The organism is Streptomyces sp. MNU76 (assembly GCF_020982545.1).
Lineage (GTDB): Bacteria > Actinomycetota > Actinomycetes > Streptomycetales > Streptomycetaceae > Streptomyces.
Genome location: NZ_JAJKLK010000029.1, coordinates 122278 through 135104 on the forward strand (window position 1 = coordinate 122278; position 12827 = coordinate 135104).

Annotated in this window: 12 protein-coding genes and 1 pseudogene; 2 read left to right on the plus strand and 11 right to left on the minus strand. The window is 73.1% G+C overall.

What is annotated here, in order from left to right:
• Nucleotide 1 precedes the first annotated feature (1 nt).
• The 6 genes and pseudogenes from E4N62_RS42840 to E4N62_RS42870 all read right to left on the minus strand — a co-directional run bounded on the left by E4N62_RS42840 (nucleotide 2) and on the right by E4N62_RS42870 (nucleotide 3715).
• Nucleotides 2-1156, minus strand: coding sequence for a 4Fe-4S dicluster domain-containing protein (locus E4N62_RS42840; protein ID WP_230223556.1), 1155 nt, complete (start codon nucleotides 1154-1156; stop codon nucleotides 2-4).
• Nucleotides 1050-1502: a HypC/HybG/HupF family hydrogenase formation chaperone gene (locus E4N62_RS49045; RefSeq protein ID WP_308186277.1), complete on the minus strand. Its 453-nt coding sequence runs from the start codon at nucleotides 1500-1502 to the stop codon at nucleotides 1050-1052. Before E4N62_RS49045 ends, E4N62_RS42840 begins: the two co-directional genes overlap by 107 nt.
• A 62-nt stretch (nucleotides 1503-1564) precedes the next feature.
• Nucleotides 1565-2137 (minus strand): annotated as a pseudogene (locus tag E4N62_RS48395) (acylphosphatase); the annotation flags it as partial.
• Nucleotides 2134-2640 (minus strand): hydrogenase maturation protease, encoded by a 507-nt coding sequence (locus E4N62_RS42860; protein WP_230223557.1) that lies wholly within the window; start codon nucleotides 2638-2640, stop codon nucleotides 2134-2136. The pseudogene E4N62_RS48395 and the gene E4N62_RS42860, both read right to left, overlap by 4 nt.
• Before the next feature lie 130 nt (nucleotides 2641-2770).
• Nucleotides 2771-3439: a DUF4389 domain-containing protein gene (locus tag E4N62_RS42865; protein ID WP_230223558.1), complete on the minus strand. Its 669-nt coding sequence runs from the start codon at nucleotides 3437-3439 to the stop codon at nucleotides 2771-2773.
• A gap of 51 nt (nucleotides 3440-3490) precedes the next feature.
• The gene (locus tag E4N62_RS42870) at nucleotides 3491-3715 is read right to left on the minus strand and encodes a hypothetical protein (protein ID WP_230223559.1); all 225 of its coding nucleotides are present in this window, start codon (nucleotides 3713-3715) and stop codon (nucleotides 3491-3493) included.
• A gap of 438 nt (nucleotides 3716-4153) precedes the next feature.
• On the opposite strand from E4N62_RS42870, the gene E4N62_RS42875 reads away from it, so the two are divergent.
• Nucleotides 4154-5056, plus strand: a complete 903-nt coding sequence (locus tag E4N62_RS42875) for a universal stress protein (protein ID WP_230223560.1) — start codon at nucleotides 4154-4156, stop codon at nucleotides 5054-5056.
• A 31-nt stretch (nucleotides 5057-5087) separates the two neighbouring features.
• On the opposite strand, the gene E4N62_RS42880 is transcribed toward E4N62_RS42875, so the two are convergent.
• The 5 genes from E4N62_RS42880 to E4N62_RS42900 form a co-directional block, all read right to left on the minus strand.
• A complete protein-coding gene (locus E4N62_RS42880; RefSeq protein WP_230223561.1) occupies nucleotides 5088-5492 on the minus strand; it encodes a DUF302 domain-containing protein in 405 nt (134 codons plus the stop codon).
• 438 nt (nucleotides 5493-5930) lie between these two features.
• The gene (locus E4N62_RS42885; RefSeq protein WP_184903225.1) at nucleotides 5931-6218 is read right to left on the minus strand and encodes a metal-sensitive transcriptional regulator; all 288 of its coding nucleotides are present in this window, start codon (nucleotides 6216-6218) and stop codon (nucleotides 5931-5933) included.
• A 113-nt stretch (nucleotides 6219-6331) separates the two neighbouring features.
• Nucleotides 6332-7984, minus strand: a complete 1653-nt coding sequence (locus E4N62_RS42890) for an aminotransferase class V-fold PLP-dependent enzyme (RefSeq protein WP_308186278.1) — start codon at nucleotides 7982-7984, stop codon at nucleotides 6332-6334.
• 583 nt (nucleotides 7985-8567) lie between these two features.
• Nucleotides 8568-9230, minus strand: a complete 663-nt coding sequence (locus tag E4N62_RS42895) for a response regulator transcription factor (RefSeq protein ID WP_230223563.1) — start codon at nucleotides 9228-9230, stop codon at nucleotides 8568-8570.
• Nucleotides 9205-10377, minus strand: a complete 1173-nt coding sequence (locus tag E4N62_RS42900) for a sensor histidine kinase (protein WP_230223564.1) — start codon at nucleotides 10375-10377, stop codon at nucleotides 9205-9207. Before E4N62_RS42900 ends, E4N62_RS42895 begins: the two co-directional genes overlap by 26 nt.
• A gap of 175 nt (nucleotides 10378-10552) precedes the next feature.
• Between E4N62_RS42900 and E4N62_RS42905 the strand changes: the two genes are divergently transcribed.
• Nucleotides 10553-12823, plus strand: a complete 2271-nt coding sequence (locus E4N62_RS42905) for an MMPL family transporter (RefSeq protein ID WP_230223565.1) — start codon at nucleotides 10553-10555, stop codon at nucleotides 12821-12823.
• Nucleotides 12824-12827 lie beyond the last annotated feature (4 nt).

Consider the following 12827-nt stretch of genomic DNA (forward strand, 5'->3'; position numbering starts at 1 on the left):
CTCATGCCTCCGGGGCGGGCTCGCGGCGGTCGGGGTCGAGTTCCGCGTCCAGCGCGGCGACCTCCTCCGTGATGTCGATGCCGGTCGGGCACCAGACGATGCACCGCCCGCAGCCCACGCATCCGGAGGTGCCGAACTGGTCGTGCCAGGTGCCGAGCTTGTGGGTGAGCCACTGCCGGTAGCGGGAGCGCCCCGAGGAGCGCACCGGGCCCTCGTGCAGAGCGGAGAAGTCCAGGTCGAAGCAGGAGTCCCAGCGCTGCCAGCGCTCGGTGTGGTCACCGGTCAGGTCGGTGACCTCCTCGGTGGTGACACAGAAGCAGGTCGGGCAGACCATCGTGCAGTTGCCGCAGCTCAGACAACGGGCGGCGACGTCGTCCCAGCGCTCGGCCTCCAGGCTCGCGCCCAGCAGCGTCCGCAGGTCGACCGGGGGCAGGGACCGGCCCATGCGCTCACGCGCCGCGTCCACCGAGGCGCGGGCGGTGTCCCGGGTGCCCGCGTCGGCCACGCGGTGCGGCACCCGGTCCAGCAGCCGGGCACCCTCGTCGCTGCCGACCCGGACGAGGAAGCGGTGCCCGTCCTCGTCCACGACCTCGGTGAGCGCGAGGTCGTACCCGGGATCGGCGGCGGGGCCGCCGCCCGTCGACACACAGAAGCAGGTGGCGCCGGGCTCGGTGCACTCGGCCGCGATCAGCAGCGCCCGTCCGCGACGCTCGCCGTAGCCGCCGCTCGTGTACCGGCCGCCGGTCAGGACCCGGTCCTGGATCGCGATGGCCCGCAGGTCACAGGGTCGGACCCCGAGGAAGGCGTACGCCGGCGCCTCGGGCGGGTGCGGGGTGAACACCTGCGCGCCGTCGGCCGTCCGGTCGGCGCTCCACAGCTTCTCCCGCGGCGGGTGGAGGTAGTTCTTCCAGGACTGCGGGCCCGCGCTGTGCGCGAACGCGGCGCCGTCCTCGCGGGGGACGAGCCGGTACCGGCCGGCCTCCAGCTCGACCCCCCAGCCGTAGGGCAACTCGGCGGCCGAGTCCAGCTCCGCGAGCACGATCGCGCCGTCACGGACCGTCGGTCCGACGACGGTCCTGCCGTCGGCCACCAGGGCCGCGACCAAGGCGTCGAGGCCGTCGCGGTCCAGTACCGCCGGGGCCGCCGTGCGGGTCATCGCGTTCCTCCTCCGTCAAGGCGGTTGCCTGCCCCTGACTTCCAGCGTCCGGCCGGTCCCGGCGTCCACGGCAGGGGCCGTACGGCCCCAGGACCGGGCCGGTCGGGCCCGGTCGCGGCCGGCCGGGACGCCGCGGCGGACGATCCGCGGCGCCTCCCGGCCCTGTGGCCTCGTCCACCTCGGTGATCGCGAATCCGACGTGCACGACCACACACGTCCCGACGTCCGCGTCGGGCGTACAGCTGAGACACACCTCGCGCCGTACGCCGCCGAAGTCGACGGTGCCCATGCGCAGCCCCGCGTCCTCGTGCACCTCCAGGATCCGCTCCGGAACGCCCGGACACATCTCCGCTCTCCCCTCTCTCCGGCCGGCCGGGCGGCGGCGACCGCCGCCCGGCCGGAGCTGATGCCGCCGTCCCCGACCGGCACGGCGCCACCGACCACCACCCGCACCCCCAGCGTCCGCAGCCGCCGCCGGGTCTCGGTGAGCAGCCGCCGGTTGACGAAACAGCCGCCGCCCAGGCACACCGTGCGCGGCGCGCCGTCGGCCACGACGCGGGCGACCAGGTCGGCGGTGACGGTCGCGAGCGTCGGACGGAATGCTGCCGCCAACCGGGTGACCGGCTCCCCGTCCAGCCGCCCGGGCGTCAGCCGGACGTGGCGCACCCGGGCGAGTGCCGGTGCGTCGATCCGCAGCCGCGCCGCGAACTCGTCGACGGCGCCGGGCTCTCCGGCGACCTCGCCCTCCACGTGGCCGTCGACGTCGGCCACCCAGCCGCTCGGCCCGAGTGTCGAGGCGGTGCGGTACACGAAGGGCCGGAAACCGACCCCCTGGACGATCCCGTCCACGTGGAAGCGGCGCACGGTGCGGCCGGCCCCGCCACGGGCGGGCGGTACGGGGGCGGTGGGGCCGCGGTGGGAGGGCCTGGGGTTTCCGCCCTCTCGATCCGCTTCCTCCGTCGCGTCGGGTCGTACGGTCATGGCAGCCTCCCCACCGGCGCGGCGCGATACCGCGCGATCTCGTCCCGGACCGCGTCCACGAGGGGGTCCACCGCGGCGGTGACGGCGGGGGAGAGGCCGGTGCCGAGGGAATCGTCGGCACCCTCCACCGCGTAGACGACCAGACGCTCCGGCAGCCGCCCCAGGGCGCGGGCCAGCTCGACGGCCTCACCGAGGCCCAGTCCGTGCGAACTGGTCGCTGTGGACCGTGTCAGGCGCTCGCCGTCGAGTTCCAGGCGGTGGACGCGCCCGGGGCTCCCGGGATGCGCGTGGGCCGCGTCGACCACCACGGTGAGCCCCGCGTCCTCCCAGAGACCGATCAGCCTGGCCGGATCACCGTCACAGGTGGCGAGCACGGTGCCCGCCGGCAGAGGCGGGCCACCCGCCCGCTTCCGCAGCCGGGCGATCACCTCCCAGCCCACGCCGTCGTCGCGGCGGAACTCGTTCCCGACGCCGATGACGGCGATCCGGCTGCCCCTCGTCATGGTCCTCACCGTCCGTCGGGACGCGGCCGCTCGGCAGGGGCTGAACGGCCCGTTGCCCTGGGTTGGTCTTCCTCGTCCCGGCCGCCGGCCCGATGCGGCCGACGGCCGGGACGACGGACCGGCCCGGTCGTCATGGGCGCGTCCCCGGCTCACTGCCGCCCTGGTCGAGACGGAACGGCGGGTAGACGTCCGTGAGCAGCGACGTGTAGGCGGCGACCCGCAGCACCCACCGGTCCAGGCCGATCACCAGATCGAAGATGCCGCGCGGATAGACACCGGTGAACAGCAGGGCGACCCCGGCGAAGAACGTCAGGAGCGCGATGAGCCCACCCGAGGTCCAGGTGACGTGGATGCCACCCCCGATGATGCCCAGCACCAGGTAGTGGGGGATGGCCAACAGCCACCACTTCACCAGGACCAGCCCGCGGGACAACTGCTCGGGATACGCCACGTCCAGGTGTGCCGGGTAGTCCGGCACCTCGGCGAGGGTGAAGGGCGGGTAGCGGTCGGTGCCCAGGGCGCCGTACGTGTAGAAGGCCACCCGCCAGCTCCAGCGCAGCACTCCGGTGCTGAAGTCGAACAGGGGGCGTGGATAGCGGCCGGTGAAGAGGATCGCGAAGAACGCCACGATGCCCACCACGACGAACGCCACCCACAGGAGGGCCAGGACGACGTAGTGGGGCAGCGCGAGCAGCCACTTCACGAGCCACAGCCAGCGGGACAGCTGCGGATCACAGGTCGCGGTCAGCCGGACCGGCTGGAGGGGGCGCACACTCGGCGGGGCTGTTTCCGATGTCATGGTTCTCGGGTCCTTTCCCAGCTGTTCTCGGTCCCCCCGGCACTGCGCTGATCACTGCCGGTAGTGGCGATGGTCGTCGTGTTCGCCGATGTAGTGGCGCTCCTCCAGGACCACCTCGCGTTCACCGGGCCGCCGGACGACACCGGGGGTGCCCAGGAAGGCGATGAGCCCGAGGAAGCCGAACGCCATCAGGACGAAGCCGACGACGAGCGAGCTGTAACCGAAGACCAGGCAGGCACCGAGCACCGCCGCGCCGATCAGAATGAACGGGATCATGATCTCCTCCTGCTGCGGCCCCGGGCCTTCTCCGGGCAGAGAGGAACCCTGGAGCGGACGGGCCCCGCCGTCGTCCGGCGGCGGCGCCCGTCCCGGGTCGGCTCCTCGCTTCCAGCCTCGGCGGGTCGGGGCCCCGTTCCCAGGGGCTGAACGGGTACCCGAGCGGGGCCGCTCGTCCCTCGACACCGGCGATCGGCCGACGGACCGGCGAGCGGCCGACTGACACCGGGGGTCGGTCGGCGACGCCGACGGCCGGCCCGGAGTCTCGCCCAGCCCGGGGCCCGGCGGGCTTGGGCCGGTCGGCCCCGCACGCAGACCTGGCGGCCCATGCCCACGGAACCCGACACGGCACGACGCTGAGGGTGACGAGTCGACCGCGAGCCGACCGGGACGAGTGAATCGAATGGGCGAGTGGATCGAATAGGGGAGGGACACATCATGCTTCCGCCAGTGGTCGCCGGTGTGGACGGATCGGTGCAGAGCCTGGCCGCCGCGGAGTGGGCGGCGCGCGAGGCCGCCCTCCGGGGGCGCGCCCTTCGTCTAGTACACGCCTGGAACTGGCAACCCCGCTCCTCGGAGGGCGAGGGCGAGCACGCCGTTCAGCGGTACCTGGGTCGACGGATCCTGCGCCAGGCGGAGGATCGGGTCCGTGCCGGGTGCCCCACGGTGCGCCTGACCGACGAGCAGGCCGAGGGCCCGGCCACCACGGCCTTGCTGAGGGCCGCGGAGCAGGCCGAGCTGCTCGTGCTGGGCTCGCGAGGACTGAGCGGTTTCACGGGCTTCCTGGTCGGTTCCGTCGCCCTGGGCGTGGTCGCGAAGGCCACCCGCCCCGTCGTCCTCGTACGGGCCGAGGAACAGGCCGCGGGCGAGCGTCCGCCCGGGGCGGACGGCGGCGCGTCGGCCCTCACCGGCCACGGGGACGTGGTGCTGGGCCTCGACCTCAACGATCCGTGCGACGAGGTGATCGAGTTCGCGTTCGAGGCGGCTCGGCTGCGCCACGCCCGTCTGCGGGTCGTGCACGCTTGGCAGACCCCGTCCGCGATCTCTCTGGGACCCGGGGACGTGGGCCTGGTGGACGAGGTGCTCCAGGGGCAGGAGTGGCAGGGGTTCATGTCCGCGGTGCTGCAGACGTGGCGGGACAAGTACCCCGGGACGACCGCGCTGGAGACCGTGGCCGAGGGCAGGGCCGCGACCACGCTGGTCCGTGCCGCCTCGGCGGCGAGCCTCCTCGTCGTGGGCCACCGCCTGACGGACCGGCCGACGTTCCCGCGCATCGGACCGGTCACCCACGCCGCCGTCCATCGGGTGACCTGCCCGGTGGCCGTCGTCCCCCACGGGTGAGCCACGCGCGGTGTCCGCGGGTCTCGCGGTGTCAGCTTCCGGCGTCTCCCTTCCCGAGCGAGGCCAGGGCGGCGTCGAGGCGGCGGGTGGCTTCCTCGGCGACGGGACGGAGGGCATCGAGTTCGGTCAGGGCGACCATGGTGTTCGGATCGAGGACCTGTACGGCGGTGTGGTCGCCGTCGCGGCGGACCACGACGTTGCAGGGCAGCAGCAGGCCGATGGAGCGGTCGGTGTCCAGGGCCCGGTGGGCGAGGGAGGGATTGCAGGCGCCCAGGATGACGTAGTCCTCCATGTCGTGGTCCAGCTTGGCCTTCAGAGTGGCCGTGACGTCGATCTCGGTGAGGATGCCGAAGCCCTGCTCGGCGAGGGCGTCGCGCACCAGGCCGACGGCGGTGGTGAAGTCGACGTCGAGGTTCACGGTGCGGTCGTAGCGCATGGCGATGGTCTGCCCTTCGGTCGTCTCGCCCGGTCGGGAAATACCCCCTGGGGTACCCAGGGTACTCCCGGGCGTACAGCTGCCGAGAACGATGCGCGCCCGCGGTCGCACATGCGTGAGGAGCGATGCGCGACGGTGGGGGAGGGTGACGGTGGGGAGAGGGCGGTCGACCTGCGTGAGCCGTGTCGCCGGGCGGGTGCCGGGCACGTGCGGCGGGCGGCCGAGTGGGCTGTCGGCTGTGCGGGGTCGCCCGGGGTGCGGCGCGCGTGGCGCCGCCGCCCCGGGCGGGGCAGGGCGCCTCACCCCGTTTCCGGTGTCCGGGGGTGCGGAGTGGTCCGATGCATGAGTGGCCCGCGCGCCGGGAGTGCCGTCCGGGGGTGGACCCGTGCGTGCGGACGGGGCCACCCCGCCGCGCAAGCCGGCCGGTGGCGAGGGTGCTCAGGCCAGGGACAGGAAGAGCTTCTCGAGGCGGGCGCGCGTCTGCTCGGTGGCCTCGCCGTCGCGGCGGCCCGACTCGATGTCGGTCACGCACTGCTGGAGGCCCGTCGCGATGATCGCGAAACCGGCCCGGTCCAGCGCGCGGGAGGCGGCCGCGAGTTGAGTGATGACGTCCTCGCAGTCCCGTCCCTCCTCGATCATCCGGATCACGCCGGAGATCTGGCCCTGCGCGCGGCGCAGCCGGTTCAGGACGGTCCGCAGGTCCGCACCCTCGAGCTCCAAGTTCACGATCACTCCTTGCGTAATACCCCTGGGGGTACCCTACGTCCCGATTCGGGTGGGTGTCGACCAGCAGTGGTTCACACGCCGACGGATACCCCGGGGGCATCCGGCCGCCTGCTTCAACCGGTGCCGGCGCGGCTTTGTTCCAGGCAGACGGGCGGCAGCGGGAACCAGCGCATGTGCTCGAAGCCGGCCGGCAGTCCGGTGGGACCGTCGTCGACGGGGGCGGGCTGGGCCGCCAGCACTGCACGGGCGTCTTCGAGTTGTCCGGCCAGCGCTTCCTCGCCCAGTCGGCGGTGCCGGGGGGCCGGGGCGACGATCGGCCCGTCGGCGTCGAAGCGCAGGTCGGTCAGCCGCAGCGGGGACGCGGTCGGGCCGCTGCGGTGGTGCCACTGTCCGGTGTGCGGGTCGAAGCGGTAGTCCCGCAGGAGCCGGTGCCCCTGTGCGGCGACCAGGCCCACGGCGTCGACGAGGTAGTCGCGGACGGTGTCGCTGATGAAGTAGTTGAAGTTGAGGCGTGTCCAGCCGGGCTTGATGCCCTCGCAGCCGTGCACGACCTCGTCGAGCAGTGCGTGGGAGGTGGCGGCGTCGATGGCCAGCAGTCTGTGTCCGTAGGGGCCGGCGCAGGAGCAGCCGCCGCGGGCCTGTATCCCGAAGAGGTCGTTGAGGAGGGCGACGACGTAGTTGTGGTGCAGATAGCCGAGCTCGCCGTGCCTGATGCGGAAGGAGACGATGGGCAGGCGGCGGGCGTGACGATTCCCGAGGACCTCGATACCGGGCGCGCGGTCCCAGTGCGCGAGCGCGTGGCGACAGTGGCGCTCCTCGGCGGCCTGGACGGCGTCCGCCCCGACGGCCTGTTTGAGGGCGAAGACCAGTCCGGCCCGGATGGACTCGATGATCGCCGGGGTGCCGCCCTCCTCGCGGGCCACAGGGTCGTCGAGGTAGCGATGGGCGAGCGGATCGACGAAGGAGACCGTGCCGCCGCCGGGCACGGTGGGCACCTGGTTGCGCACGAGTTCCCGCCGCACGACGAGGACGCCCGGGGTCTGCGGACCGCCGACGAACTTGTGCGGGGACAGGAACAGCGCGTCCTTGTGGTCCCCGGCGCCGGGGGTGCTTTCGGCCATCCGGATCGGGATGTACGGCCCCGCCGCCGCGTAGTCCCAGAAGGACAGCGCGCCGTGGGCGTGCAACAGGCGCGCGATGCGGTCGGTGTCGGTGAGGATGCCGGTGACGTTGGAGGCGGCGGAGAAGCTGCCGATGAGCAGCGGGCGGTCGGCGTGGCGCCGCAGTTCCGCTTCGAGCCGGGCGAGGTCGATGTGACCGTCGGGATCCTCGTCGATCACCACCACGTCGGCGACGGACTCGCGCCACGGCAGTTCGTTGGAGTGGTGTTCGTACGGTCCGACGAACACCACGGGCCGCCGGGCCCGCAGGGGGCGGTCCGGACGCCGCAACTCCATGATGCCGACCAGCTTGTTGACCGCCGCGGTGGCACCGGAGCCGCAGAAGACGACGAGATCGTCCTCGGTGCCGCCGACCGCCTCGTGGATGATCCGGCGGGCCCTCGCGCAGCCGGGTGGTCTGCGCCCCGGTGCTGGAACTCTCCGTGTGGGTGTTGCCGTAGCGCGGCAGCACCTGCTCGCGCACGAAGTCCTCGATGAAGTCGAGCGAGCGGCCGGACGCCGTGTAGTCGGCGTAGACGATCCGCTTCGGTCCGTAGGGGCCCTCCAGGACCTCGTCGTCGCCGATGAGGCCGCGGCGGACGCGATCCAGCAGCGTGGGTGGGGCGGCGGCCGCGGGCCGGTTCATGACTCCGGCTCCTCGATGGCCCCGGCCGTCCGGCGGGCGGTCGCGCGGCCCGGGATGTCCCTCCGCCGTTGCCGGCCGAGGCTCTGGGGTGTGCTCGCGGTCATGGCCGGGCCCTTCTCGCTCGTGTCCACCGCTCGGGGATTCGATCGACCGCGGGGGCGGGGGGAGCGGTGGCCGTCGGCGTGGGCGGACCGGCCGACCCTCGTGCCCGCCTCCGCGGGTGATATACCCTGCCGGGTATTTTATCAGGATGCGTGCGAGGCGTCAGTGGGACTCCGGGGTGAGGGCGCCCGGCGAGGTCATCTCCCGCACGACGGTGGAGACATGGGCGCACGCATCGTCATCCCTGTTGTTCGTGCCGTTCGGCCTCACGCAGCCGGCGCACCTCGTGCGGTCGCGTCCGTGCCAGTCGAACCCCCGCGGGCGACCGGGGCGCGTATCGAGTCGTGATCATCGGGCGGGTGAGGCACGTGGAGCCGGCGTGAGCCGACCGGTGCACCGATGTCCTGGTGGGGACTCGTGCGACATGGCCCGGCACCCGGCTCAGGTTCCGGGGAGGATACGGCGCGTTTCGTAGGCCCACATCGCGATCTCGACCCGGTTGCGGGCACCGAGTTTGGCCATCAGGCTGGCCAGATGTGTCTTCACCGTGCTGAGGCTGATGTGCAGCGCATCGGCGATCTCGGTGTTGGTCAGCCCGCGAGCGACGGCCAGGAGCACCTGCTCCTCGCGGGCGGTGACGGGGGAGACCGGCTGGGCCGCGGGCCGGCCGGCGGGCAGGTCCGCGAACGCCTGGAGCAGACGGACGGTGACGCTGGGTGCGATGAGCGCCTCACCGTCGGACGCCGACCGAACGGCCTGTGCCAGAAGGTCCGGTCCCGTGTCCTTGAGGAGGAATCCGCGGGCGCCGGCACGGAGTGAACCGTAGACGTACTCGTCGAGGTCGAACGTGGTGATGACGACCACGGCCAGCGGGTCGGCGACGCCCGGGCCGGCGACCAGCCGGGTGGCCTCGAGCCCGTCGAGTACGGGCATGCGGATGTCGAACAGGCAGACGTCCGGGCGTAGTTCGCGGGCCTGACGTACCGCCTCCCGCCCGTCGGCGGCCTCGCCGACCACCTCGATTCCGGGCTGGGCGTTCAGCATGATCCGCAACCCGGTGCGGATGATCGCCTGGTCGTCAGCGACGAGGACGCGAATGGACACCGCTCTCGCTCCTCGCTCTCGGCAGTTCGGCTTCGACATGCCAGCCCCGGTCGGTACCCGGGCCGGCTCGCAGTGTGCCGCCGAGCAGGACCGCGCGCTCGCGCAGTCCGGTAAGTCCGTATCCGTCGCGACCTCGGCCGGTGCGCCGGCCGTCGTCGCGCACGCTCACCCGTACCGTGTGCCGTTCCGCGGCGACCCGGACGACGAGCTCGGTCGCGTCGACCGCATGGCGCAGCGCGTTGGTCACCGACTCCTGCACGATCCGGTAGACGGCCGCGTCCACGGCCGGGGGCAGCGCGTCCAGTTCGCCGTCGAGCCCCAGGTCGACCCTGAGGCGACCACCCGGGGTGCGCACCAGGCGCTCCAGATCCGCGACTCCGGCAGGGGGCGCCAGCTCGGCCCCGACCCCACGGTCGCGCAGCGCGGCGACCATGGCGCGCATTTCCTCCAGCGTGCGTGCCCCTTCCTCCTCGACCCTCTCCAGCGCCTCGACGGCGGCGGACGGGGCGGTGCCCGCGAGCACCCGGCCCGCCTGGGCGATGATCACCATGGCCGACACATGGTGGGCCACCGTGTCGTGCAGTTCCCGGGCGAGCCGCTCGCGCTCGCGGGAGCGCACCTGCTCCAACTGCCGCTCGCGAGCGGTCACCCAGAACCGCACGTCAGCCCCGACCACGCCGGGCAGCAGCAGGAAGACGAAGCCCACGACCCTTTCGACGACCGGGGCCTCGTACATGACGACACACAGCGCGCCGACCCCGAGAATCACCGCGCCGCCCAGCACGATCTCGCGTCCCGATCCCCACCGGAGCAGCGCGTACACCAGCACGAGCACGACAGCGCCGGTGTCCAGGCCGACGGGCTCGCGCAGTGCGGCGACGAGCGAGGCCACCTGGAGCAGCAGCACCGAGCCGAACGCCAGCGTGACCATCGCCAGCGGGCGGGTCCGGCGCCACAGGAGCAGCAGGCACAGCCCTACGGCGAACACCGCCGCCACCGGCCGCCACACGACGTTCTCGCGCAGGGTGGCCTCCAGCACCACACCGGCAAGGCCCACGGCGAGCAGCGCCCAGTCCCACCGCACCCGGGCGGGCACGTCGGGCGGCCGGGGTTCGGTCCACAGGGTTCGCAGGTCGTCTCGGAGCACGGTTCTCAGCCTAGGGACCACGGCGTGCCGCGCATCGGCCGAAAGGACGGGTTGTCACTCCGCCCCGGGGCCGACGGATCCGCGGCCCGCGGGCCGATGCCGCGGAACGCCGCGGCGACCAACCTCGGCATCGGCGGCCGCACAAGGACGGCCGACGACGTGGTTGGAGGACCCGATGCTCTCGAAAGCCCTGTTGCGCCTGGGCGCAAGCGCCGCCCGCCATCCCTGGCGGGTGATCGCGGCATGGCTGGTCGCCACCACGCTCGCCGTCCTCGCCGCCGTCGCCTTCGGCGGGCGGAACGCGGACTCGATGACCGCTCCGGGACTGGACTCCCAGCGGGCCGCGGAACTGATCGAGCGGGCCGGCACCGGCCAGGAGGGGATGACCGCCCAAGTGGTCGTCACCCCCCTCGACGGCGCTGCGACGTTCTTCGACCACGACGGCGCGCGCACCGCTCTCACGCGGCTGCGGACCGAGGTGAAACGGCTGCCGCACGTGCTCGGCACGAGCGACCCGGCGGGGGCGCTCGACGCGGGCGGGGACACCGCCGTGCGCGGCGGCCTCGTCTCGGCCGACGGGCGGATCGCGGTCGTCCGGGTGCAGTACCCCGACCAGAGCCGGCTGTCGGCCGAAGACCTCGACGCCCTCGTCGAACTCGGCGACCGGCTGCGCGCCGAACTGCCCCTGCGCATCGAGATGGGCGGGAGCCTCTTCTACGCCTTCTCCGACGCCGATGGCGGCGTGAGCGAGCTGATCGGCATCCTCGCCGCGGCGGCGATCCTGTTCCTGGCGTTCGGTTCGCTCGTCGCCGCCGCGCTGCCGATCGGCATGGCGGTCTTCGGGCTGACCGTCGGGGTCGCCACGATGACGGTACTGGCGGGGGTGACGGACGTCCCCACCTTCGCACCGGTCCTGGGCAGCATGGTCGGGCTCGGAGTGGGCATCGACTACGCGCTGTTCGTGCTCGCCAGGCACCGGGAGTACCTCGCGCGCGGGCTCGATCCGCACGAGGCGGCGGGACGAGCGGTGGCCACGGCGGGGCGGCCGGTGGTCTTCGCCGGCGGCATCGTCGTCGTATCGATCCTCGGCCTGGCGGTCGCGAACGTACCGTTCATGACGGTGGGCGGGCTCGCCGTCTCGCTCGTCGTCCTGATCATGGTGGCCGCGTCGGTGACGCTGCTGCCGGCCTTCCTCGGCGCGGCCGGCCCACGCCTGGCCCGGGCCGGCCGGATCGGCCGGGCTCTGCGGACCAGGAAGCTGGGCCGAGCGGCACGGCGGCAGGACCCGGCGGCGGGCGCCGCCCCCGCCGCCGGGTGGCGGCGCTGGATCGGGCACGTCAGCCGGCACCCGGCGCTGTACGCGGTCGGCGCGGCAGGGTTGCTGCTGACCGCGACGCTGCCCGTGCTCGGCCTGCGCGTGGGCCTGCCCGACGACGGCTCACTGCCCCACAGCCGTACCGAGCGCCGCGCCTACGACCTCGTCGCCGAGGGGTTCGGCCCGGGCACCAACGGCCCGCTCGTCATCGCCGCGGACCCCGCCGGTGATCCGGGAGTGCTGGACCGACTCGTCGGGGCGGTCGCGGCGGATCCGGGCATCGCGTCCGTCGCGCCGACGCACATCGATCGGGCCACCGGCATCGCGACCCTCGTGGTGTTCCCGACCACCAGCCCTCAGGACAAGGCCACGGCCGACACCATCGCCCGGCTGCGCACCGACGTGCTGCCCACGGCGATCGGGCACGGCCCGGCCAGGGCCCACGTCGGCGGCGCCGCCGCGAGCCTGTCCGATGTGGGCCGACGCACCAGCGAGCGCCTGCCGGTGTTCGTCGCCGCCGTGCTGGCGATGTCGTTCCTGCTGCTGATGCTGGTCTTCCGCTCGGTACTCGTACCGCTCAAGGCGGTACTGCTGAATCTGCTGAGCATCGGCGCGGCCTACGGCGTCATGGTCGCGGTCTTCCAGTGGGGCTGGGGAGGCGCACTCATCGGGCTGGAAGCGACGGTTCCGATCGTGTCGTTCATCCCGATGTTCCTCTTCGCCATCCTGTTCGGCCTGTCGATGGACTACGAGGTGTTCCTCCTCTCCCGCGTACGCGAGGAGTACCTGCGCACCGGCGACAACGGCACGGCGATCGTCGAGGGCGTCTCGGGCACCGCCCGGATCATCACCTCGGCCGCCCTCATCATGGTGGCCGTCTTCCTGTCCTTCGCCATCGCCGAGGACCCCTCCACCAAGATGTTCGGGCTCGGCCTGGCCACCGCGATCTTCATCGACGCCACGGTCGTACGCATGGTGCTGGTACCGGCGACCATGACACTCCTCGGCCGGACCAACTGGTGGCTGCCGAAGTGGCTGGACCGGATGCTTCCCCGCGGCCCGGTCGGCACCGACGACACCGACGTGGAATCCACGGGTGAGGCCCCGCGTCCACGGCTGATCGACCGTTGACTCA

Coding starts and splice junctions, on each gene's coding strand:
- E4N62_RS42840 (WP_230223556.1), bottom strand. CDS start 1,156: ATGACCCGCACGGCGGCCCCGGCGGTACTGGACCGCGACGGCCTCGAC.
- E4N62_RS49045 (WP_308186277.1), bottom strand. CDS start 1,502: ATGTGTCCGGGCGTTCCGGAGCGGATCCTGGAGGTGCACGAGGACGCG.
- E4N62_RS42860 (WP_230223557.1), bottom strand. CDS start 2,640: ATGACGAGGGGCAGCCGGATCGCCGTCATCGGCGTCGGGAACGAGTTC.
- E4N62_RS42865 (WP_230223558.1), bottom strand. CDS start 3,439: ATGACATCGGAAACAGCCCCGCCGAGTGTGCGCCCCCTCCAGCCGGTC.
- E4N62_RS42870 (WP_230223559.1), bottom strand. CDS start 3,715: ATGATCCCGTTCATTCTGATCGGCGCGGCGGTGCTCGGTGCCTGCCTG.
- E4N62_RS42875 (WP_230223560.1), top strand. CDS start 4,154: ATGCTTCCGCCAGTGGTCGCCGGTGTGGACGGATCGGTGCAGAGCCTG.
- E4N62_RS42880 (WP_230223561.1), bottom strand. CDS start 5,492: ATGCGCTACGACCGCACCGTGAACCTCGACGTCGACTTCACCACCGCC.
- E4N62_RS42905 (WP_230223565.1), top strand. CDS start 10,553: ATGCTCTCGAAAGCCCTGTTGCGCCTGGGCGCAAGCGCCGCCCGCCAT.